The sequence below is a fragment of the Oscillibacter valericigenes genome (assembly GCF_021531435.1).
In the GTDB taxonomy this organism is placed as follows: Bacteria; Bacillota; Clostridia; order Oscillospirales; family Oscillospiraceae; genus Oscillibacter; species Oscillibacter valericigenes_B.
The window spans coordinates 198,334-221,470 of sequence record NZ_JAFBIS010000001.1 but is presented as its reverse complement, the minus strand read 5'-3'; the positions used below and the strand labels follow the sequence as shown (position 1 = coordinate 221,470).

The following is a 23,137-nucleotide window of genomic DNA, read 5'->3' as shown; positions in this document are numbered from 1 at the left end:
TGATTCCCTCCTGTTACAGCAAGATGCTCATGGGGTTCTGCAGCAGATCCCGCAGATCCATCTGGAACTTCGCCACGACAGCGCCGTCCAGGGTGCGGTGATCCAGCGTCACAGACAGGCGCATGACCTGCTTCTTCACGACCTTGCCCTCATCGTCCAGAGCCAGCTCGTCCTCGATGGCGCAGACGCCCACGATGACGGAATCAGGCTGGTTGATGATGGGAGTGAAGGTCTCGATGCCGAACATGCCCAGGTTGGACACGGTGATGGTGTTGCCCTTATACTCCTCGGGCTTCAGCTTGTTCTCCTTGGCGCGGGTAGCCAGGTCCTTGGCGGTGGCCGCCAGGGTATCCAGGCCCATCTTGTCAGCGTCGCGGATGACGGGGGTGATCAGGCCGGAGTCCAGAGCCACGGCCATGCCGATGTTGACATGAGCGCGCTGGATGATCTGATGGTTGGCCTCGTCGAAGCTCACCAGGATCTCGGGATGGCTCCGCAGGCAGACAGCCAGGGCCTTCAGCACCAGGTCATTGACGGAATACTTCTTGCCGGTCTCGGCCAGCAGTATCTTGCGGAACTTCATCAGCTCGGTGACGTCCACCTTGATGTTCTGGGTGACAGGCGGGATCTCGGTGTGGGAGGCCAGCATCCGCTCGGCGACGACCTTGCGCATACCGGACAGCTTCACCACGGTGTCGCCCTCCATCAGATCCAGGCCGGCCTTGGGAGCGGCGGGCTTGGCAGCGGGAGCGGGCGCGGCGGCGGGAGCAGCCGCGGGCGCGGGAGCGTTCTTCTGGGCTTCGGCGGCGGCCAGGATGTCCTTCAGGACGATACGGCCGGAGGGGCCGGTGCCAGCGATGCCGGAATAGTCAACACCCATCTTGGCCGCGGTCTTCCGGGCCAGGGGGGAGATGCGGATACGGGCGCCGTTCGCGGCGGCCACGGGAGCGGGAGCAGCGGCAGGAGCGGCAGCGGGAGCAGCCTCCGCAGCGGGAGCGGCGGGAGCGGCAGCAGCGGGAGCGCCGTCGCCGACAGACTCGCCGGGCTGTCCGATATAGGCCAGCAGACCCTTGACGGGAATGTCCTCGCCCTCCTGAGCCACGATCTTCAGCATCACGCCGTCGTGCTCACTGGTGACCTCGTTGGTCAGCTTATCGGTGGTGATCTCCACGATCACGTCGCCGGTCTTTACCTCGTCGCCCTCGTGCTTGATCCACTGGGAAACTGTGCCCTCCTCCATGGTCAGGCCCAGCTGAGGCATCAATACTTCAAAAGCCATTTATTGTTACCTCCTCACTTGTTCAGCACGCGCTTGACAGCCTTGACGATGTCGTCGGGATGGGGGAAGTTCTCGTCCTCCAGCACGGGGCTGAAGGGAGAGACGATGTTCAGGCCGCAGACACGCTCCACGGGAGCGTCCAGCTCGTCGAACAGCTCCTCGGCGATCTGAGCGGAGATCTCGCCGGCGTAGCTGCCGCGCTTGACTTCCTCAGAAACAATGATAGCGTTGTGGGTCTTGGAAATGGAGGCCTTGATAGCGTCCCAGTCGATAGGCACCAGGGTGCGCAGGTCCAGGACCTCCACGTCGATGCCCTCGGCAGCCAGCTTCTCAGCGGCTTCCATGGAGAAGTTGACCTCACGGCTCCAGGTAATGATGGTCAGGTCCTTGCCCTCGCGCTTGACGTTGGCCTTGCCGATGGGGACCAGATACTCCTCATCCTCGGGGATCTCTTCCTTCTTGGCGTACAGCAGCTTGTGCTCGAAGACCACCACGGGGTCGGGGTCACGCATAGCGGACTTGATGAGGCCCTTGGCGTCGGCGGCGGAGCAGGGAGCCACGACCTTCAGGCCGGGGAAGTGGCAGACCATGCCCTCCAGGGACTGGGAGTGCTGGCCGGCGTTGCGGCGGCCGGAACCCATGGGCATACGCAGCACCAGGGGGATAGAGCACTGGCCACCGGACATGTACTTCAGCTTGGCGGCCTGGTTGAACAGAGGATCGGCGCAGACGGTGACAAAGTCGTCATACATCAGCTCCACGCAGGGATGCATACCACGCATGGCAGCGCCAACGGCCATACCCAGGAAGCCTTCCTCGGAAATGGGGGTATCAATGACACGGTTGGGACCGAACTCGTCCAGGAAACCGGTGGTGATGGCGAACACGTTGCCCATCACGGCCATGTCCTCGCCCATAATGAACATCTTGTCATCACGGCGCATCTCTTCCAGCAGGCCCTCACGAATGGCCTTGCTCACAGTGATCTTCTTGCTCATCTTGCCACACACCTTTCGTTATCGGCAGTATACATATCGTCAGTGACCTCGGAGGGGTCGGGATAGGGGGACTCGTCGGCGAACTTCACGGCCTCGTCCATCTCTTCCTGGGCGGCCTTCTTGATAGCTTCGAGGTCCTCTTCCTTGACGCCCATACCGATCAGCTTCTTGCCCAGCTTCTCGATGCCGTCGTTGGCCAGAGCGTCCTCCATGTACTTAGCGGGACGGTACACGGCGGGGTCGCCGCAGTAATGGCCCTGATAACGGTACACCTTCGCCTCGACCACGAAGGGGCCCTTGCCGCTGCGGGCGTGGTCCATCGCCTTGGTCATGGCCCAGTAAACTTCCTCGGGGTCGGTGCCGTCCACGACGGCAAAGGGCACGTCGTAAGCGGCGGCACGGGTGGCCAGGTCGGGGGTGTTGGTGACGCGGTGGATCTCGGTGGAAACGCCGTAGCAGTTGTTCTCGATGAACCAGACCATGGGCAGTTTCCAGGTAGCGGCCATGTTCAGGTTCTCATGGAAGGTTCCCTCGTTGGTGGAGCTGTCGCCGAAGCAGCCGACGGTGACGGAGTCGTCGCCCATGATCTTTGAAGCCAGGGCGGAACCGGCGGAAATGCCCTGGCCGGCGCCCACGATGCCGTTGGCGCCCAGGTGGTTCATCTTCGCCATATCAGCGATGTGCATGGAGCCGCCCTTGCCCTTGCAGTAGCCGGTGCGCTTGCCGAACAGCTCGGCCATGGCCAGCTTGGGATCGCCGCCGCGGGCGATGACGTGGCCGTGGCCGCGGTGGGTGGAAGTGAAGTAATCCTGGGGCTGGATCGCGGCGAACGCGCCTGCCTCAGCAGCCTCCTGACCGATGCTCAGGTGGATATTACCGGCCAGCATACCCTTGGTGAAGCACTCAGCCGCGTGTTCCTCGAACGCGCGGATGCGCACCATCGTGCGGTAAAAGCCCAGCAGCATTTCCTTGGAGCATTTCTCCTCAGAGTTTTTCTTCTTAGTTGCCAATGTCTTCACGCCTTTCTGTAATTTTTAGGATCTATGGTTTCCCTTACGCCTGTCTGGGCGCAAACAGGGGAACTTCCAATTCTTCGTCGAACTTCCGGCCCATGACCACGCCCTCGATCTCCGCGATGATGACGTCGACAGTCAGCAGGACCTTGGTTCCCTCCACCAGATGTCCGCCGTGGGCGTTGCCGTGGCGGTCGGTGAGCGTCATGTGGACATGCAGGTTGGTGTTGCCCTCGTCATCATGGCAGATGATGCCGGACGCGTTGGTCAACTCGATGGGTCCGGTCAGATGGAGCACCTCACCGTAGCCATAGCCCGCCTTGGTGGGCAGCTCCACCACATCGCAGAAATGGGGACTGTCCAAACTGCCGATCGCGCTGAGGATCACGCCGTTGTTGATACCGCTGCGCTTACAGGCCTCCTCCAGACCCAGCAGGACGTCGGTGCCCGGCTTCAGCCGGAGCGCCACCACGCGGCCCAGCTTACCCTGGGCCATTTCCATATCCATGTTTCCCATGCCAGCCTCCTTTAAATAATGATGTCTGTTTCCGGTTTCCTATAAGTCGATATGCTGGAATGCGTCACAGAGGACGAGGGTCTCCTGCTTCTCCGGCGGCCACTCCACCATATTGTGGGCGAGGACCGGCCGCATCCGCAGGCTGTCGTCTTCTGAAAAGGGGACATGATAGATGCAGTAGCACTGGGTGTTCAGCTGCCCGTGGAAATACCGTCCCCAGCGCAGCACGCTGAAAAACAGTGGGTTGACGAACACGGCCCGCAGCGGAAGGTTTCGGATGGTGTCAAAATCCTCGGTGGTGTAATCCACGTCCGCTGTGAACAGCACGTTCTTTCCGCCGAAGCTGATGAGATAGCAGAAGTGCCGGACATGCTCATATTTCTTATCCAGGTGCTTTGTCTTGAAGGCCCGAACGGTGATCTCCGGTTCAATACGGTAAGCGGCGTGATCCGTCTGCTCCGACAGCGGCACGCAGGGGATGCGCCGCTCCCGCAGGTAATCAGCCAGCCCGCTTTCCCGGACGGTCCTGGTATACGGCAGGAACACGCCCTTGACGGAGCGGCGCCGCAGGAACTCCAAGGTCATCTCCGGGGAGAAGTGATCCGGATGAGCATGGGAAAACAGCAGATAGTCGATCTTTTCAAAGGGCGGCTCCCCCGCCAGCATCCGCTGCCATACCTCCGGCTTCAGATTGCTGAAAGGATGTCCCTCTTTTCCGTAGATCCCGTCCATCATCAGGGTGATGCCCTGGTATTCCAGCAGCAGCCCTGCGTTAGCAATCAAGGTAACCCGCAGTTTTTCTCCCATGGGTGTTCTTTTCCTCCGAATCATCGCGGAACGCCTCAGCGGAGCCAGTCCCACACATCTTATCTCAGCTTGCTAGTCATCTTACGTCTTATGTAATACCCTTTGCTTTTTATCTTATGCATCCGCTTTCTAAAAGTCAATGTATAAAGTGCTGTTTTTTTGAATTTTGGTAAAATCACTCTTTTTCCGCCATTTTTTTGTGCACAATTTTTTCGCGTAAAATTTTCCAAAAAAGAATCTTGCTTTTTTGTGTCAACTGTCGTAAGATGTCTATAACATCCGTTGCAAGCATACGAACAGGAGGTGCCCAATGGCCGGATCGACTTCTTCCCTTTCTGAGCAGGCAGCTATCCAGATCATGGATATGATCTTGGTGGAGCGCCGTTTTCAGACCGGTGATAAGCTCCCGAATGAAATGGAGCTGGCTGAGGAGCTGGGCATCAGCCGTGTGACATTGCGGGAGGCTATCCGCATTCTCTGCACCCGGGGCCTTGTGGAGATCAAACGCGGCCGGGGCACCTTTGTGACCTCTTATGAGCTGCCGGCGGCGGGAGCGGACCTCTCTCCTTTGGAAACGGTGTCCGCCAGCAACCGGGAATTGCTGGAGATCCGTATGATGGTGGAGCCCCCCGCGGCGTACTACGCCGCCAAGCGCGCCACTCAGGAGGAGATCGAGGCCATCCGGGAGCTGAGCCTGAAAATCGAAGCTGCCGCCGCCCACGGGCAGAATCCCGTGAAGATCGAGCAGGATTTCCACAATACCATCGCCCTGGCCAGCCATAACCAGTTCATGACAAAGCTGATGCCGATTATCAATAAATCCATTTACACAGACCTGACCTATTTTGAGGAGAGTATCACCTACTCCCTTCAGGATCACCGCGAGATCGTCCGGTTTATTGAGAGTGGAAATGGTGAGGGTGCCCGTTCCGCCATGCGCCTGCATATTCTTCACGCCTACCAGATCTCCAACCTGGAATTTGAATGAGGTACTGACCATGCGCCTTGGTTCGTTTTCAAAATTTTTTTCGAGACTATAAAAAAGTGTTGACATTTTTCTATTCCCCTGTTATACTTGCAAATGTTCCGGTTCGGGGGTATAGCTCAGCTGGGAGAGCGCTTGACTGGCAGTCAAGAGGTCAGCGGTTCGATCCCGCTTATCTCCACCAAAAAAAGAACGGCAGCATAAGCTGCCGTTCTTTTTTTGATTCATGGTTTCGTGGAACGGTCCAAATTTCATAGCGAAGGGGCGGCAGGCTTGCCGCCCCTTCAGCATATTCGAAAGCACTTTAAAAGTTCTTGCGAATGGTCAAAACATTCTGGCCGTTTTCATATTGATAACGCACATCATCCATACTGTTTTTCACCATATAGATGCCAAGGCCGCCGATCTTCCTGTCCTCGGCGGACAGCGTAATATCCGCGTCCTCCCTGGCCAGCGGGTCAAAGGGCTTACCCCAGTCGCGGAACTGAATGGTCACAGAGGGCGGCTCCTGCTCCACATGGCAGCCGATGACCGCCTCCCCGCTGTTGGGTGCGTAAGCGTAGCTGGCGATGTTGACAAACAGCTCCTCCACGGCGATCTGGAGCTGCAGCCGGGTCTCAGGCGTGCAGGGTACCTGGTCCAGAGCCTCATCCACAAAACCCTGGACCGTGTCCAACTCGTTTCGCTCAGCCGGAACCGTCAATGTTTTCATGCGTCTCCTCCCTTTCCGGGTCCCCGGTAGGTGATGCCCAGCATGGTAATGTCATCCGCCTGCTCGGCGCCCCGTGCAAATTTCTCCAGAGCGGAGCGGACGTAGGGCAACAGCTCGCTGACCCGCAGATCGATCCCCTGTTTGTCATTCAAAGCGTCCCGCAGCCGGTCCTCGCCGAACAGCTGCTCATCGGGGTCCAGCGCCTCGGTGACGCCGTCGGTGTACAGGAAGAGGGTGTCCCCCTCCCCCAGTCTCAGCTGGCTGCTCTCATAGATCATCCCGTCCAGACCCGCCAGGACAAACCCGGGGTCCATCTTGAGATATTCGTAATTGCCGCCCGCCCGGCGCAGCAGCGGGGCGTTGTGCCCGGCGTTCACATAGGTAAAGTCTCCGGTGTTCAGGTCCAGCAGACCCATAAAGGCGGTGACGAACAGTCCCTCGCCGTTGTTTTCGCAAAGCTGGTCGTTGGCCCGGTCAAACACCTGGTCCAGCGGGTCGCCGGTGAGGGCCTGGTTCTTGATGATGGTCTTGGCAATGACCATGAACAGCGCCGCCGGCACGCCCTTGCCGGACACATCCGCCATCACCACCGCCAGGTGGGAGTCATCCACCATGAAGAAGTCGTAGAAGTCGCCGCCCACTTCCTTAGCAGGATCCATGCTGGCGTAAATGTCGAACTCCCGCCGCTCCGGGAAGGCCGGGAAAATATTGGGCAGCATGTCCTTCTGGATCTGGGTCGCCACGTTCAGCTCCGCGCCGATGCGCTCTTTTTCCGCTGTGACGGCGGTCAGATCGTGGATGTATTTTTCCAGATTGGCGGTCATGCTGTTGAAGGCATCCGCCAGCGTCTCGATCTCATCTCCCGTATGGACCTCGATCTGGGTCTTCAGGTCGCCGCCGCTGATGCGCTCCACACCCTCCAGCAGGTGGGACAGGGGCGTCGTCAGCTTCTGTGCGAAGGCATAGGACACCAGGGCCACGATCACGATAGCCGCCACGCACACCAGGGCCACCAGTATCAAGACCGTATAGATGGACTTGTCAATGCCGGCTACCGCGCCATCGGTGATGGCCTCGATATTGCTCCGGGTGTCCTCGGCGGGCGCCATGGCCTCCTCCACGTCCATCACGGCCACCACGGACCAGGGCAGAACGGACATGGGGTGATAGGCCATATAGACCTGGCGGCCCTCAAACTCCACCTCTTTCACGCCGGTCTCCCGGGCTGTGATGGAGCGGCCGATGTCCCGCAGTTCCCGGTTGTCGCTGTCGAACAGGCTCTCCCGGATGATATTGCCCTGGTCATCCCGGCTGATATTGGGCGAGATGATGGTCTGGCCGTTTTCATTGACCACGAACACATAGCCGGTCTCGCCGATCTCCGTCTCGATGATCTTGTCGCTGAGGGCGTTGATGGTGGAGCCGAACGCCACAACGCCCCGGATCTCCCCGTCGCCGTCCCGGTAGGGCATGGCGCAGGTGATGGCCAGGCCCCGGCCCATGGCGTCCTCAAAAACGTCGGTCCAAATGAGATCCCCGGCCTTCATAGCCTGCTGATACCATCCCCGGGTGGGGCAGTCCAGATACTCCTTCTTGTGGCCGGGCACGTCGTCCACCGTCAGGGAGAAGCCGCTGGCGGCGGCGAAGTAGCCGCACTCGATGTCCGGGTCGCCCCGGGCGATGGAGAGCAGCATGTCCCCGGTGTTGGCGGTCAGGGCCACCTCCTCCGCCACGGCTGCGGGGTCGATGGTCTCATTGAAGTACAGCAGCTGGGGCGACAGCTCTCCGTCCAGCGCCGGGTCCGGCCCGTTGGCCTCCCGGGGCGTATAGGAATCCGGATCGGTATAGAGCTGCTGCAGATAATCCGCCACCATGTAGGTGTAGGTCTGCTGCTTGTTCATCTTCTCGTCTGCATAGTCGGCTTTGCCTGCCGCGATCAGCGTCAGCTGTTCCATGGCCTGGGTCTCCATGGCCATAGTGCTGTCCTCCGCCGCCTGGGTGCCCATGGTATCGCTCATGGTCACCACATTTTCCCGCATGTTGTTCAGATTGACCAGGGTCACGGCGGCGACCACGGCAATAGAGCCGACGGATACCGCCAGCACCGTCAAAAGGATTTTGCTCCGAATACTCTTCATTATTCAGTTTTCCCTCCTGTTTGGAAAAGATGCGCGGACATCATCGAACATCGCCTGATACGCGGGATCGATGTGCATCCGGTCAAAGGGGATCTCCACCCCCATAGGGTGATGCAGCAGCAAATACTGCTTCCCCCGGCAGAAGGGCTGCAGGCCGGAAAACCGGAAGCCCAGGCCGGTCAGTACCTGGTATCCCCAGGCCGCCGAGGGGCTGGACAGCTCCAGGCAGGCGCCGGCAGTCTGCATCGGCCGGTCCTTGCTGTGCGCCAGCAAAGCGGACGCCCGTTCTTCCAAATCAGACCCGCAGGCCTCCAGACACAGTGTCAGGGTGCAATGGGCCTCGTCCTCCAGCACCGTCAGGTCACTGGCGGGGGCCGGTCCCCCCTCCGGAAGGAAGCGGACCGGGACGCCCACGCTCCGGTAGTAATCTGCCGCGAAAGCACGGTGCTCCTCCGGCATACAGAGGCTGACCTCACGCCGGTCAAAGGGCATGGCCGCCACCGCGTAGCTCAGCTTCTCGCCGATATTGGCGTGGGAATGGACGAACCCCCGGCTGAGATAGAGGTTGAACAGCATCCCGCAGGGCCGCAGCCCGCAGGCATAGGACTCCCGCTGGCTCATGGTGTGGAAGGTGGCATTGTGAGAGCCGATGGCGGAAAAGCGCTCTGCCTCCGGCATCGCGATGACCCAGGCCACCAGAGGGGTGCCGATGCCGTAGCCCCGGTACGCCTTGCGCACCACATGCATGCACAGGTCTCCCACCCCGTAAAAGGGCGGATTCTCCCGCAGGCAGATCCCGGCCGCGGCCTCTCCGTTTTCAGCGAACACCACGGCTGTCAGCAGACGGCCCGCGATGGTCTCCTCCATCAGCCAGTCCAGATCATAGATCCGCTTGTCGATGTAGGTGTCGCCGTATTCCTCCCGCACGCAGGCGAGCATCCCCTCCAGCACAGCTTTGTCCGGCCTCCGGTCCGAGGCGCCGGCAAATCTGCACGCCAATGTCTCCCCCGTCGTTTTCTTTCTGTACAGTGTCACAGTTTTTCTTCCTCACAGCAAAATGGTCAGATTGTTCACGCCGAAAGTCGTTTTATAATCCACCACCGGGGCGGCGGCCAAGACCATAGCAATGCCGAGGCTGTCGTCCAGCCCCTCCAAGAGGCCGTCCAGCTCGTCCATCTCCCCCGCCGTCTCCGCCTTGTGGCGCTCATAGTAGTCGATGGGGTTAAAGGGCGCGCCGCCGCAGCGGATGCGCAGGATGATGTCCGGTCTGTCCGGGTCTTCTCCCGGCGTCAGCAAAATGCGGATGCTGATGGTCTGGGTCTCATCCTCCGGGAAGCAGTGCTCCTTGATGCTCACCAGCATCTCCTCCAGAGACAGGGAGATGAGCATGGACCGCTCCGGATCCAGTTGATTTTCCTCGCAGAAAGCCGAAATGCGCTGGGAGGCATCCAAAATCTCATCCAGCGACGTATGTACCGAAAAGGACACGAACCGTCCCTCCTCCTCATACCGCCGGTCCAGCAGCAGGATGCCCTGCAGTTCCGGGTGGCGGCGGCGGAACAGGGTCAGCGCCGCCCACAGCACCGCCCAGGACAGCACCTCCGCCGCGGTAAAGCCCAGCCACACGCCGGGGAGCCCCAAGAGGCCCGACAGGACCCGGGCGGAGAGCACCAGGAACAGGTACGCGCGGCACACCGTCAGCAGATTCGCCAGCCAGGTCCGGCGGGCGGAGAGGTAGTAGTTCATCCAGATGGTGGACAGCATGGCCAGCGGCAGGCTGAGGGCAAACAGCCGCACCGCCGGAGCCGCCAGGTCCAGGGTCTCCGGGTCGGAGACACCGAACAGGCGGCAGAAGGGCGCCGCCAGCACCGCCAGAAGAACAGCGACCGGCACGATGAGCAGCATTCCAAGCTTCAGCGCCTGCTTTTCGATCTGGCGCAGGCTGGTGCCGTCCCGCTCACTGGTAAACACGCCCACAAAGGGCCCTGTGGTCTGACACAGGCCGTTGATGAACACAATGGACAGGTTTCCCGCCATGGAGACGACGCTGAAAGCGGACAGGCCGGCCTGTCCCGCCAGAGCGGAGATCAGCAGGTTCAGGGCCACGCCCCGCAGCACGCCGCACAGGTTATTCAGGGCGGAGGGGCTACCGGCGGCCAGCATCCGGGGCGCCCGGGACCAGGCCCGGGACAGGGAGCGGAGATGGAAGCTGCTGCCCTTCCACAAAAGGGCGGCCCAGCCCAGGAAAGCGGCAGCCAGGTTAGCGACCGTGCAGCCCAGCGCCACTCCCGCCAGCCCCATGCCCAGGGCCAGCACATAGAACAGCTCCAGGCCCACGCAGCCAACGGCCAGAAACAGGAACAGGGCCATGGACAAACGGTGCCAGCCGTCCAGCTTCAGCAGGAAATAGGGCGGGTAGATACCGGCGACGCCGATGCCGCTGAAGATATAAATGCGGAGATACTGGCGGGTCGGCTCCAGCAGTTCCCCCGTGGCTCCCAGGATGCCCAGAAGCGGCTCCAAAAGCAGGCTTCCCAACACCGCCAGAGCCAGGCTGACTCCCAGAGACAGCAAGGCCGCCAGCGTAACGGCAGCGTCGCAGCCCTCCCGGTCATCCCGGCCGATGCACCAGGCGGCCAGAGACGACGCGCCAACACCTGCCAGGGAGCCGATGGTGGTATAGACAAAATACACCGGGTTGACGATGCTGAGAACCGCCAGGGTCTCATGCCCCAGCAGGTTGCCGGCAATGAGGCTGTTGGCCAGGGTGGACGCCATCACGCCGCCGACGGACAGGATCGCGGGCAGGAGTGCCTGGCGGAAGGTAGTGGATATAAACTGACCGCTGTCCCGCAGTCCGCCATCTGGGGTGGATTGAGACATAATAACCTCCGTTTTCGCACAGGCGAGGCAGCCTGTCCGTATAAGATTTCATGATTTGATATTTTGTATTATAACGCGTCAGAATGAATTCTGTAAATGTCTCCTTTGTCACTTCGTTGGTTTTTTAGAAAAAATTTAGAAATTTAACACAAGATCTATGATATACTGATATTAATAAAATTTTTGAGATCGTGTATACAGACCAGACTATCCAGCCGGTTTTCATAGAGAAAGGAAGGCGAGAATTATGCCGCAAGATCAGGTCCAGCAGCAGTGTCCGAAGTGGAAACCTTCGGAGGCGACGGATCACCACCGCGAAGCACCACCGTTCGCGATTGGAGCACACCGGCAGGCCGAGGAGGCCCCCCAACAGCAGCAGCGCCAGGAGTGGAAACCTTTGGAGGTGACGAAGCACCGCCGCGAAGCACCACGGTTTCCGATCGGAGCACACCGGCAGGCCGCGGAAGCGCCCCAACCGCAATTTGCCCAGCCTGTCAATATCCAGGGTGCGGCGCCCGCCCCTGAAATGGCCGGGCAGGCCCAACAGCAGCAGCTCAGCCGTAAAGAACGGTGGAAACAGGAACGGAAAGCCGCGAAGCAGGAAAAGGCGGAAGAGAAACAGCGCCAGAAAGAAGCCAAGCGTATGGCCGCGGCCAAGGTCCAGGTGGACAAGCTGGTGCAGCAGATGAGAGAAAATCCCATTCCCGGGCAGGCTGCCACGGATTACGCCGGAATGCGGCCTACAGAGACCTTTTCCGACAAGGGAGAGTATCTGGAGCGGGTGATTCTGACACAGATCCAGGACGAATGGCAGGCAAGAGAATTACTGACTGAGGTACGCACATTCATGCACCACGCTGAGATATTCGATAAAGCGATTCAGGATTTTCGTTTCCGTCAGCAAAACGTCCCGGTATACATTGAAGATGTGCTGCACCAACAGGTCTCGGAGGATGTCACGGAGTTGCTGCAAAATGAGTCGGTGAAGTTCTCCAACGCCGCTTACGGAGAGCAGATAAAGAATACCTATAAAGCACTGGATGTAAAGGTATTCGGCTATCTGACCCGGGAGCAGGAGGAACAGGCCACTACCCGCTCCATGCGCAAGGGCGAGGCGGCTCAGGCATATCGGCAGGCCATCGAGCAGCGGATGCAGCAGGATCACATCGGCCGTAATGAAGCTGCGCGGCGCTATGCGGAAGACGCACTGCGGCAAAAGCGGCCCGTGACGCTTCGGAAGCTGGAGGAGCAGCGCAAGGCGCATAGAGGGGAGAAAAGCTTCCAGAGGATGGAGGAAGGGTTTCAAAGTGTAACCTACGCCAATGTGGATATTCAGCGCGCCCACCCCGGTGCCCCCACTCTGAACTGGGATACCGCCAGCGATCTCGCGGCGGAGTACATCCGCGACGCCACGAAGAACATCTCTTATCAGATGCGGGTACCCAACTGCCAGATCATGAATCTGATTTTGGACGCCGGGCGCTTCAAGACCCAGATGGAGACGAACTCCACCAAAGGAGCCCTGAATCTGGACATGCGTAAGCAATTTACCAAAGCCAGCTTTGGCGTGGACCCTGAGACACTGCCCCCGGATCAGTTTGAGATTTATGGTTATGCGTCCCATGGCGACCTGGTCAAAGAGAGCCAAGCGAACAGTGAGGTCGGTCAGGGTGTGGGCCAGTACGGCCAGGTGGTCGTGACCCTGAAGAAAGACTCTATGCGGAACCGGACTACCATGCTGATCGGCGACAGTCTCAGCGCACGGAGTGACGCCAGAGTGAACTGGGTGGATCAGCCGGACCTTCACGCGGTCACTGTGAAGTCGAGACTGGCTTTGATCGACAGTGCCTATGAGCACCACCTGCGCAAAGCAGCCGATCCCAATCACGAGACGGACCTGGAGGATCTGTTGCGGGATGCCCAGGCGTCGTATGCCGAGCTGCAGTACCACGGCGGCGTCCGGGTGGAGGACATTGAATCCGTGACCCTGATCGCCGATTATATTGCCGAAGACGGCGTGGAAGTGGAAAGAGAGATGCCGCAGGAGCTGGTGGACCGCCTGAAGGCCCTGGGCATCAGGGCCAAGATCGTGAAGGAGGGACGCGAACATGAACTTTGATGTGATCTGCAGCCGGGGCGCTAACGCTTATCTGGTGCGCCGGGATGATGAATACTGCATGGTAAATCTGGTGACCGGCAAATACAATGCCAACAAGGAACCCGGCGTCTTTTTGAAGCTGGGCTATTTTGAGGATGTGGACCAGCTCTCCCCGGAGGTGCTGGCCAAAATCGCCGCTATTCTGGAGGACCCGGACCGCAGGATCGAGATCTGAGCAGGAGGCAGAAATGCTATGGCTGATTATTACATCTTGGACCAGGAAAATCTGAAGTTCTTTCTGCCCTTCCTCTCCCCCGCTCTGCGGCGCGGAGCGGAACAGGGGGCCTTCCTTGTGGCAGGCGCCGTGGAAGATAATCTGGCGGTGGGCGCGGCTGCTTTCTCCAAAGCAGGCAGCGAAGCGAGACTGGAATCCATTGCGGTCTCCCCGGAGTACCAAAGATACGGCATTGCCAGCGGACTGCTGCGGTATCTGCGTTCCGTGCTGCCCGCCTTGGACTGCTTTGCCCTGAAGGCCTCCCTGGCCCCCGGACAGGCAAAGGAGACCGCGGTGAAAAGCCTTCTGGAGAGCCTTGGTTTTCAGGCAGTGTCCGGTCCTACCATGATCTCCTGCCCCATTGCAGCCCTGCGGTCGTCACCGCTGCTGCAGCCCCTTCTCCATACAGAGATCCAGGGTGTCGCCCCTATGAAGGATGTCCCGAAGCCGCGGCTGCGGGAGTTTGGAACCGCCCTGCTGCAGCAGGGCACGACTGCGTCTCCCCTTGACTGGGAGGTTTTCGATCCCGAGCTGTCTTTCTTCGGTCTGAACGAACGGCAGGAGATTTCCTGCTGTGTCTGCACACTACAGGAGGAAAACGGCATCAGCGTGGAGTGGCTCTATACCACGCCCGCCGGCGTGAAGCGTCTGGTACTGGCCGTGGTAGCACTGCTGCGTGCCTGCGAGGAACGCTTCCCACCCGACGCCCTCTTTTCCGCCGTTCTGGTGGACGACAGCGCCCGCAACCTCTTAGAGCATCTGGGCGGCGATGCCGTGACCTATACCGCTGCGATGCAGTGGCGGCTGGATCTGCTGGACTGAACTGGCAAACCCTACGAACAAACCCTCGGAGGCATGTGCAATGAAACGACTGGCGGCCCTGGCGGCCTTTAAGCTGTCCCTGTTTTTGAAGTCCCGGGTCAGTGACGATTTTTTCAAGCGGTACAGCCGCCTCATCTCCCCCGATGTGACGGAGGAGGAAGTATCGGGCTACCCGGAGGACGCGGAGAGCCTGTTCTATGACGAGCCGGTGACCGCCGCCCGTTACCGTTTTCTCCAGGACCGGTGTCAGGATGACCCCATTGCCCTGACAGCCATCCAGCTGTATCTGCTGGCCTTGATGGAGGAGCGGACGTTGGACCTGCTGCGGGAGGGGCTTGGCCTTGGTGAGGGCCTGACCATCGAGGCCGCCGCCAGAGTCGCCTGCCGCACCGACGAGACCATCGACCTGGCGCCCCAACTCCGCTCCGCCTTTGACCGGGTGGAGCTGCTGCTCCAGGCGGAGCCGGACCGGGACTGGTGGAAGGCTCCCTTCCGTCTGGACGGGCGGCTGGCGGCCTGGCTGTCCGGCGACGACACGCCGGACCGGGAGCTCAGCGGCGTATGCACTGTCACAGCCCCCGGCGAATCTCTGCCCCCCGCCTCCCTCACCGGAGCGCAGGCGGAGGAGACGGCCGCCCTGCTGGCGGCCAGCTCCGGCTTTGCCATCGTCCATATCTCCGGCGAAAGCGGCAGCGGACGGCGGCACTTCGCCCGCCACACCGCCCGGCTGCTGCACAAGGAGCTTCTGACCGTTCCCTTCGACGCCGTGGGCGAGGAAGGCTTCTTGCGGTCCCACCCCTGGCGGCGGGTGCTGCGGGAGCTGCTGCTGACGGACCGGCTACTGTGCCTTTCCGGGCTGGACTGCCCGGCGGAAAAGCGGGCGGCCCGCCTCCCTGCCCTGCTGCGGCAGCTGGAGCAGTCCCTTGCGCCCCTGAATAAGCCTGTATTTCTCACCACACCAACCGCTGTAAAGGTAATTCCCTTTCTATCCTGTCCCGTGTTTTCCGTGAGTATTCCGACGCCTACCATCCCTCAGAGCGCCCTGCTTTGGCGGGAGCTGGCGGAGCAATACCTGCCGGAGGGCGCGGAGGATTTCCCGGCGGCGGGCCTCGCCGCCAAAATGTCCCTTACCGCCGGGCAGATGGAGCGCATCGTCCGGCTGCTGCAGTGCCGGGCGCCTCACGGCCCCTGGGCGGAGCGGGACATCTTCAAGCTGTGCTATCAGGTTTTGGATGACGGGCGGTATGAGAACATCCGCTTCGTGGACACCGCCTATACCTGGGAAGACCTCCAGCTGGAGCCCGCTCTGAAAGCCGGCCTCCAGGCAGTCTGCGCCCAGGTGGAACACCAGGGCCTGGTGCTGGACGAATGGGGCCTGCGGCGGCGGTATCCCTACGGCCGCTGCGTGTCCGTGCTGATGTCCGGTCCTCCGGGCACCGGCAAGACCATGACTGCCCAGGTGCTGGCCTCGCGGCTGGGCCTGGAGCTGTACAAGGTGGACCTGTCCCAGATCGTGGACAAGTACATCGGCGAGACGGAAAAGCGTCTGAAGCAGGTCTTTGACCAGGCGGAGAAGAGCAACATGATCCTCTTTTTCGACGAGGCGGACGCCCTGCTGGGCAAGCGCAGCGAGGTCAAGGACGCTAAGGACAAGTACGCCAATACCGAGGTGGCCTACCTCCTCCAGCGGATGGAGGAGTACCAGGGCATCGTCCTGATGGCCACCAACCAGGCCGGCAGCATGGACGCCGCCTTCGTCCGGCGGTTCCGCTACCACCTGGTATTCACCCTGCCGGACGAGGCCCTGCGCCGCAAGATCTGGGAGGACGCCCTGGCGGGTATCCCGTCGGCGGGCATCCAGCTGGACTATCTGGCACGCCAGTTCCAGCTCTCCGGCGCCCAGATCAAAAACATCGCCCTCAACGGCGCCTACCGCGCCGCGGCGGACGGAGGCGTCCTCCGCATGGACCATCTGGTCCGGGCAATTTTCCAGGAACTGCAAAAGGAGGGCAAGGTCATGCTGGCCAGCGAATTCGGCGAGTATGGCGTGATGCTCAGTGAATTTTTGGCAGAAACAGGGCCGTCCATACCCTGAATACAATAGGAGGTGCGCCATGTCTCATATGTATGCTGAACCTGCTCAGGAGCAGCAGCGGGAGACTGCCTCCTCTGACAAGCAAACAGAAACCTTAGCCCCCTCCCGTCCTCCTGTCGTCTGTGCTGCGCCTCCCGGTGCGCCCCAGGGCGGCCTGCTGGACTGGTTCCGGGAAAAATTCTCCAAACAGGAACAGCCGGACGAGGGCCAGCAATGGGAAGAAAACGAGTACGGCGAGGTGAACCCCGCCTATGTCACGGACAAACCTGACCCAGGCAGTCCCCTGGCTCCGATGGTCCAGAACTATACCCAGGAGGGGCCCGGACAGGCGCCGGTCTTTGAGACCCACAGTTTCATGCCCAGCGCAAGTGTGGACAATGAGAGCGCGATGCATCTTCACAGCTTCATCGGCCTGCGCTTCACTCAGCTGGACCCCGTCACCACCCGGTATACCCGGAAGCGGCTGAAAGTAGGCTTCGGCGGCGGCGGGAAACCCGTTGCCGACCACGGCAAGCTGATGGACGACAGCAATACTCAGGCAGATATGTCCTCGGAGACCCCCATCACCCGGGACCAGCTGGAATCGGTGATGATGAGCATTCCCGACATGGCAAAAGAACCCTACAATGTTGTTGCCCACAATTGCAACCACTTCACCCAGGCCATCGCCGCCATGGTGGGCGCGACCATTCCAGCGCAGCTCCACGACACGGTCCTGGGACCGGCGGGCGCTTACAAGAATCTGGCCAATGCCGCGGAGCAGGGCCAGCAGGGCCGCACCCGGTTCTTCCAGGGCGGAGGCATGGGCAGCGGGAGACAGTCCCAGATGGCCGGCGGACAGGAAAGTAAGATCATCACCGATTTTGAAGGTCTGGCACAGTCGGCAGCCCGTTGGGACGGCCTTCCTTTTCTGCTGTACCCCAGTCTGAAAAATGCCGCTCAACAGGTGGCGCAGGCGGCGGCACCCATGGGCCGCTTTTTGAACAGCGGATTTTCCATCGAGTCCCCCGCCGATGCCGACGCGCTGGAGGCTGCCACCGATACAGCCGCAGAAAAGGCGGATGAACTGATCAAACTGCGCCTTTGGAAGGGGCATCCACGGGTCAACATCACCGCCATGAAGGTCATCGCCATGGCGGAGCGGCTCCACAGCACCTTCCTGCCGGAAAAACGGGCCATCACCAGCTATTCCCAGCAGGAGTTGGATGCCAGCCTGCACCAGAGGACCAAGCAGGAGGAGGATGCGCAGAAGGAAGGCAAAAAGGCCATCAGCAATCAATCGCTGTTTGTTTTCGGCAATACATCGCTTACCGGAGCAGGAGATATTTTCCTGCAGTCCATGGGCCTGATGCCGATCGATCTGATCCAGCAGCACACCATGGGGACCGGCAAGCCGCTGGTGCGGTGCGTGGCGCTTCTGCGGCAAGTCGCAGGGGCCTTGACCGGTGAGGACGGCATGGGCGTCAACAACTATCTCATCTCCTTTTTCCAGGGGCGGGAGAATCTGACCAACGCACAATTGGGCGCTTTGGCCACACAGACCATGCTGGACGTGCTGAGTCTGAAAGCGACAGAGGTCAACAGTCCTCTGGCCCACGACCTGCAGCTGACCCGCAACAACGCCGGAAGAATTGCCGCGGATCGGGATGATGACAGTCTGGACAATGAATCCAACGAATACACCCGGGGGACCATCCTGAACTTCACCGGAAAGCGCAATGCACCTCAGAACGAGAACCAGCGGAGTTATCAGGAGAACAAGCAGCACCTGCTGGATCTGGTCAACACCATGGAGGTAACCTTTGCCACAAAATTTGAAGCGGTTCGCGCCCGCGCGGCGGCAGAATCAGCCGAACAGAGCGCATCGGAGGGATGATAATGGGAACAATCCTGCACGCCGATAAAACGGAAGAACAGAAAACCGCTGAAGTCAGCACCAATATTGCGGGCCGCAGCCTGTCCTCCCGCCCCATCCGCACCGGCGTGGACGCCTTTTCTGCCGGGACGGACACCTTTTTCGGCCGGGACGCCTTCGGCAGTGCCCCCGCCGTGACCGCCTCTGCCCCCATGGGCGCGGAGCAGGGCGGTCTGCTGAGCTGGTTCAAGGGGATGTTCGGCAAGTCCGGGGACGCAGAGGACTCTGCCCCGGAGCAGGAAGCATCTGAAACGGACGCCCAGCAGGAGCTCACCCAGAACAATGATCCGCAAAAGGAACTGGACGATGCGGCGGAAGCGCTGCGCGGCTCCAAGAAGTGGGGCTTGTTCGGGAACTCCGACAAATTTGAGAATGTCACCGCTGCCATCAATGTGTCTGTCGGAAAGCTCAATGCCACTCTCAGCGGTGAGCTGGCTCAGGACCATACGATTCTTGAGGAAATCACCGATTCCTTCCGGAAACTGATCGATGCCTGCGATGATTATATCACCAGCCATGATCCCTCAACGGACCGGGGCAAGCACCGCCAGGCCATCGTCCGCCAGGTGCGGGAGCTGGCCGCGAAGGACCTGGCAGGCTTTGCCTTCTATATGTCATCTCCAGACCAGGGTGAGCGTGTTACCAGTCCCATAGATATTCTGAAGAGATCCCGCCAGCGCACCCTCCAGCTGGTGGACAAAAAGGAGGCTGAGCTGGAGCACGTGGGCGGCGCTGCCAGCTATATCGCGAAAATCGAGCCGGGCATGCTGACCGATGCCAACGCCTCCGGCTTTTTCAAGGAGGATGAGGTCTATACCTACGATCCCGATATCGGCCCGATGGACCAAATGCTGGAAAGGCTGGAAATCGTGCGGCGAAAGATGTCGCTGTCCGACGCGCAGTACGAGGAGCTCAAGACCGCCATTGAGAGTGGCCGCTTCGACAAGTACGCCGGTCACTACAAGGATCGGAAGCTTTATGACGCCGTCCAGATGATGATTCACCTGGGCTCTGCCGACAGAGCCGTAAAAGAGAATCTCTCTCATCACATGGAGGAGGGCGAGAGCCTGAACCTGTCCAAGCGCAATGTGGCAACCAGCCGGTTGGCGGAGCTTCTGGGGCTGGGGGATCTGATCGCCAAGTCCGAAACGGCAACACTGGTGGACAAGGACGGCACCCGAAGAACCGGTAATCTGATGCAGGCAGCCGAGGGCCAGGAGGTGGCCGGCTATGTCGTGGCTCAGTTCCGCGATCAATACGCCGAAAAGCAGAAGCAGGCGCTCATGAACAACGCGTACGCAACGATCAATGGCAATATGGATGACAAGGTCACGCCGGAGTTTCTGAAATCCCTGATGTCGCTTCAGGTACTGGATAATCTGGCTGCCCAGGTGGATCGCCATGCCGGAAACTACTTTGCCCAGATCAAGGACGGAAAGCTGGGCAAGGTCCAGGGCATCGACAACGATTTCTCCTTTTCCGACAATACGCTGGAGTACTCCACCACCGGTTCCAGCGCCGGTTTAAACAACATCGGTGGCCACGGCAGAAATATTCTGGACGAGAAAGGGGAACTGATGGTTCCCTATATGGATAAAGCCCTTGCCGACCGCATTACCGCTCTGGATGAATCCGTCCTTCGGGATGTGATGGCGGACATTCTGGAGCCCTGGGCCATTGACGCGCTGTGCATCCGTTTTGACAAGATCAAAAAGGCGATTCAAAAGGATCAGGAGAAAAACCCCGACTCGGGGCGCTATCTGGAGCGGGACGAAGACTGGGGCAAAAAAGAAGTGTTTGACACCCTTCGCAACGCCACCACGCAGAACAAAAAGGGAGTCAAGGTTGCAAGCAATTATGTGGCCAATTTCCTGAAGGCCGCCGATATGGACAATAAGGACCAAAGCAGTTCGATGAATCTCAAGGTAAAAGTAGATGGGGAATTTCGCAAACAGCTTGCCCGCGATGTTCTTCAGGCGGCTCAGGACCTGGGCGATGAGAAGCAGGCGAAGGAGTTTCTGGCGGCCCATGGCCTCCACGCCCGCGTACTCTCCTATCTGGAGACCACGGGACAGCTTCTGGACGGCCCCGCGCTGCTCAAGAGGATGAATAGCGCAGACCTGATAGACCCCATATCAGGCTCCGTCATCAGATCGTGGCAAAAACAGAAGAAATAGCGGTAGCCATGTAATCGGCGCAGCAGTTCGCGGGGCGCTGCACCGTCAGGGGAGGAACACATATGGGCAAGAAACTGCATATGGACCGGGCGGCGGAGAAGGAAGCCACCGACATCGGCGCGAAATTCATGCACAGCTCCGATGTGGTGGGCGACATGAGCCGTGCCTATGGCCGGGACCTGTCCTCCGTCCGCATCCACACCGACGAGAGCGCCGCCCGGGGCGCGGCGGAGCGGGGCGTGGACGCCTTCTCCACCGGGAAGGACGTCTTTTTCGCCCGGGGCGCTTTTGACCGGAGCGACCCCGCCAGCCGGGGACTGCTGGCCCACGAGCTGAGCCACTCCATGCAGCAGGGCGTGGGCGGCGGCGCGCCCGCCCTGACCCAGTCCGCCCCCATGGGCGCGGCCCAGGGCGGCCTGCGGGAATGGTTCAAGGGACTGTTCGGCAAGTCCGGGGACGCGGAGGACTCCGCCCCGGAGCAGGACACGGACACATCTGATATGGACGCCCAGCTTACCCAGAGCAACGACCCCCAGAAGGAGCTGGACGATGCGGCGGAAGCGCTGCGCGGCTCCAAGAAGTGGGGCTGGAGCCAGAACACCGACAAATTTGAGCGGGTCTCCTCTGCCATTGACGCCTCCATCGGCCAGCTCTCCGCCCCGCTCAGCGGCGACCTGACCCAGGATCAGGGGGTTCTGGACGACATCATCGCCTCCTTTGATGATCTGATCGGCGCCTGCGATGACTACCTCGGCCGCAGCTCCAGAACAGACCGCGGCAAGCACCGCCAGGCCATCGTCCGCCAGGTGCGGGAGCTGGCGGTGAAGGACCGGGGCGGCTTTGTCCGATACAGGATGACCCCCGATGAGGGGGAGCATTTCACCAGCGCCATGGATGTGCTTACAAAGTCCCGCCAGCGCACCCTCCAGCTTATGGACAAAAAGGAGGCTGAACTGCAGCATGTGGGCGGCGCCGCCAGCTATCTCGCTAGAATCGACAAGGGCATGCTGACCGACCGGGATACCTCCGGCTTTTTCAAGGAGGATGAGGTCTATACCCACAAGACCGATACCGGAAACACCGAACAAAAGCTGGATGCGCTGCAGATCGTAGGGAGAAGGATGGTGCTGACCGACGAACAGTATGCAGAGATCGAGACGGCCATCAAGGGGCCGGGTATTTTTCATGCCGCCAACTACCTGACGGATCGGACGATCCATGACGCCTGCGATCTGGTCGTTAAGCTCTCGCAGGCAAAAAATATCGTAGGATCGAATTTTCATCGTCATATGAAGGAGGGCGAGAGCCTGAACCTGTCCAAGCGCAATGTGGCGACCAGCCGGTTGGCGGAGCTGCTGGGTCTGGGAGACCTAGTGGCAAGATCCGAAACGGCGACGCTGGTGGACGCGGACGGGAAAAGCCGTTCCGGCAATCTGATGCAGACAGCCCGGGGCCAGGAAGTGAAGAGCTTTGTTGTGGATCAGCTCATCGATCAGTACACCGAGGAGATGGCACATACGGACAACATCTTCACGTTCCATCCCTTCGAGGCCAATATGGACGACAAGGTCACGCCGGAGTTTATGCAGTCTCTGATGTCGCTTCAGGTGCTGGACAATCTGGCCGCCCAGATAGACCGCCACGCCTCGAATTATTTTGCCGAGATCAAGGATGGGAAGCTGGGCAGGGTCCAGGGTATCGACAACGACTTATCCTTCACATCCGAGACCCTGGACTGGGAGGCCGGACAGACTAACCGGGTCGGCCACCACGGCAAAAACATCCTCGATCAGGACGGTAATCTGATGGTCCCCTATATGGATAAAGCCCTGGCCGACCGCCTCACCGCCCTGGACGAGTCTGTCCTCCGGGATGTGATGGCGGATGTTCTGGAACCCCGGGCTATTGACGCCCTGTGCATCCGTTTTACCAAAATCAAAAGGGCGGTTCAAAAGGATCAGGAGAAAAACTCCGGGCGCTATCTGGAGCGGGACGAGGACTGGGGCAGGCAGGAAGTGTTTGACACCCTTCGCAACCACATCGTAGAGGACGACCGGGGGGAAAAGGACGCAGGCAACTATGTGGCCAATTTCCTGCACAGCGCCCAAATGAGCGATATGGTAAACAACGGTACGCTGAACTTAAACGCTGCAGTTGACTGGGAATTCCGTCATCGGATCGCCATGCAGATCCTCCGGGAGGCCCAGGACCTGGGCGATGAGGGAAAGGCAAAGGAGTATCTGGCAGCCCATGGCGCCAAACCCAACGTACTCGCTTACCTGGAGGCCACGGGACAGCTGCTGGAGGGCCCCGACCTGCTCAAGCACTTGCCCTCCAATCAGTTGGAGGACTCACTCGTGTACTTCTATGTCAATCAGTGGAACGCTGCGCATCAATAATGGATCGCATCTGCATAAGTTCCGA

General features: G+C 60.1%; 17 protein-coding genes and 1 tRNA gene. 9 read left to right on the top strand and 9 right to left on the bottom strand.

Translation table 11 applies throughout. The features are described 5' to 3' along the window. Positions 1-13: 13 nt before the first annotated feature. The 5 genes from JQM68_RS00910 to JQM68_RS00890 are packed head-to-tail and all read right to left on the bottom strand — an operon-like array spanning position 14 to position 4,614. Complete coding sequence (locus JQM68_RS00910) at positions 14-1,279, bottom strand: dihydrolipoamide acetyltransferase family protein (protein WP_235221032.1); 1,266 nt, start codon at positions 1,277-1,279, stop codon at positions 14-16. Positions 1,280-1,293: 14 nt separating this feature from the next. Further along, positions 1,294-2,277 (bottom strand): alpha-ketoacid dehydrogenase subunit beta, encoded by a 984-nt coding sequence (locus JQM68_RS00905; protein WP_235221031.1) that lies wholly within the window; start codon positions 2,275-2,277, stop codon positions 1,294-1,296. Further along, complete coding sequence (locus JQM68_RS00900; RefSeq protein WP_328283704.1) at positions 2,274-3,287, bottom strand: thiamine pyrophosphate-dependent dehydrogenase E1 component subunit alpha; 1,014 nt, start codon at positions 3,285-3,287, stop codon at positions 2,274-2,276. The genes JQM68_RS00905 and JQM68_RS00900 overlap by 4 nt, the downstream gene beginning before the upstream one ends. Positions 3,288-3,330: 43 nt before the next feature. Further along, positions 3,331-3,807, bottom strand: a complete 477-nt coding sequence (locus JQM68_RS00895; protein ID WP_235221030.1) for a PPC domain-containing DNA-binding protein — start codon at positions 3,805-3,807, stop codon at positions 3,331-3,333. A 39-nt stretch (positions 3,808-3,846) separates the two neighbouring features. After that, positions 3,847-4,614: an MBL fold metallo-hydrolase gene (locus JQM68_RS00890; RefSeq protein WP_235221029.1), complete on the bottom strand. Its 768-nt coding sequence runs from the start codon at positions 4,612-4,614 to the stop codon at positions 3,847-3,849. 310 nt (positions 4,615-4,924) lie between these two features. On the opposite strand from JQM68_RS00890, the gene JQM68_RS00885 reads away from it, so the two are divergent. Together JQM68_RS00885 and JQM68_RS00880 are read left to right on the top strand one after the other, a co-directional pair. Next, positions 4,925-5,602: a FadR/GntR family transcriptional regulator gene (locus tag JQM68_RS00885; protein WP_235221028.1), complete on the top strand. Its 678-nt coding sequence runs from the start codon at positions 4,925-4,927 to the stop codon at positions 5,600-5,602. 105 nt (positions 5,603-5,707) lie between these two features. After that, positions 5,708-5,783 (top strand) — tRNA-Ala (locus JQM68_RS00880). Positions 5,784-5,903: 120 nt separating this feature from the next. On the opposite strand, the gene JQM68_RS00875 is transcribed toward JQM68_RS00880, so the two are convergent. Genes JQM68_RS00875 through JQM68_RS00860 form a run of 4 tightly spaced genes read right to left on the bottom strand, consistent with a single transcriptional unit; the run spans position 5,904 to position 11,332 of the window. Continuing rightward, entirely contained in the window at positions 5,904-6,311 is a 408-nt protein-coding gene (locus JQM68_RS00875; protein WP_235221027.1) for an ATP-binding protein, read from the bottom strand. Beyond that, positions 6,308-8,449: a SpoIIE family protein phosphatase gene (locus JQM68_RS00870; protein WP_235221026.1), complete on the bottom strand. Its 2,142-nt coding sequence runs from the start codon at positions 8,447-8,449 to the stop codon at positions 6,308-6,310. The genes JQM68_RS00875 and JQM68_RS00870 overlap by 4 nt, the downstream gene beginning before the upstream one ends. A 3-nt stretch (positions 8,450-8,452) precedes the next feature. Beyond that, on the bottom strand, positions 8,453-9,484 hold the full coding sequence (locus JQM68_RS00865) for a GNAT family N-acetyltransferase (RefSeq protein ID WP_235221025.1): 1,032 nt from the start codon (positions 9,482-9,484) through the stop codon (positions 8,453-8,455). 12 nt (positions 9,485-9,496) lie between these two features. Next, positions 9,497-11,332, bottom strand: a complete 1,836-nt coding sequence (locus JQM68_RS00860) for an MATE family efflux transporter (protein WP_235221024.1) — start codon at positions 11,330-11,332, stop codon at positions 9,497-9,499. Between the two features lie 397 nt (positions 11,333-11,729). Here JQM68_RS00860 and JQM68_RS00855 point away from each other — a divergent pair, with 397 nt between their 5' ends. The 7 genes from JQM68_RS00855 (at position 11,730) to JQM68_RS00825 (ending at position 23,112) form a co-directional block, all read left to right on the top strand. Further along, a complete protein-coding gene (locus JQM68_RS00855; RefSeq protein WP_235221023.1) occupies positions 11,730-13,451 on the top strand; it encodes a hypothetical protein in 1,722 nt (573 codons plus the stop codon). After that, positions 13,441-13,665, top strand: coding sequence for a Ground-like domain-containing protein (locus JQM68_RS00850; RefSeq protein ID WP_235221022.1), 225 nt, complete (start codon positions 13,441-13,443; stop codon positions 13,663-13,665). Before JQM68_RS00855 ends, JQM68_RS00850 begins: the two co-directional genes overlap by 11 nt. A gap of 18 nt (positions 13,666-13,683) precedes the next feature. After that, on the top strand, positions 13,684-14,526 hold the full coding sequence (locus tag JQM68_RS00845; RefSeq protein WP_235221021.1) for a GNAT family N-acetyltransferase: 843 nt from the start codon (positions 13,684-13,686) through the stop codon (positions 14,524-14,526). A 40-nt stretch (positions 14,527-14,566) separates the two neighbouring features. After that, positions 14,567-16,621: an ATP-binding protein gene (locus JQM68_RS00840; protein ID WP_235221020.1), complete on the top strand. Its 2,055-nt coding sequence runs from the start codon at positions 14,567-14,569 to the stop codon at positions 16,619-16,621. Between the two features lie 19 nt (positions 16,622-16,640). Further along, positions 16,641-18,497 carry a C97 family peptidase gene (locus JQM68_RS00835; protein WP_235221019.1) on the top strand — a complete coding sequence of 619 codons (1,857 nt, stop codon included), beginning with the start codon at positions 16,641-16,643 and terminating at the stop codon, positions 18,495-18,497. A 2-nt stretch (positions 18,498-18,499) separates the two neighbouring features. After that, positions 18,500-20,713: a hypothetical protein gene (locus JQM68_RS00830; RefSeq protein ID WP_235221018.1), complete on the top strand. Its 2,214-nt coding sequence runs from the start codon at positions 18,500-18,502 to the stop codon at positions 20,711-20,713. Between the two features lie 62 nt (positions 20,714-20,775). Then, complete coding sequence (locus JQM68_RS00825) at positions 20,776-23,112, top strand: eCIS core domain-containing protein (protein ID WP_235221017.1); 2,337 nt, start codon at positions 20,776-20,778, stop codon at positions 23,110-23,112. The last annotated feature ends 25 nt before the right edge of the window (positions 23,113-23,137 follow it).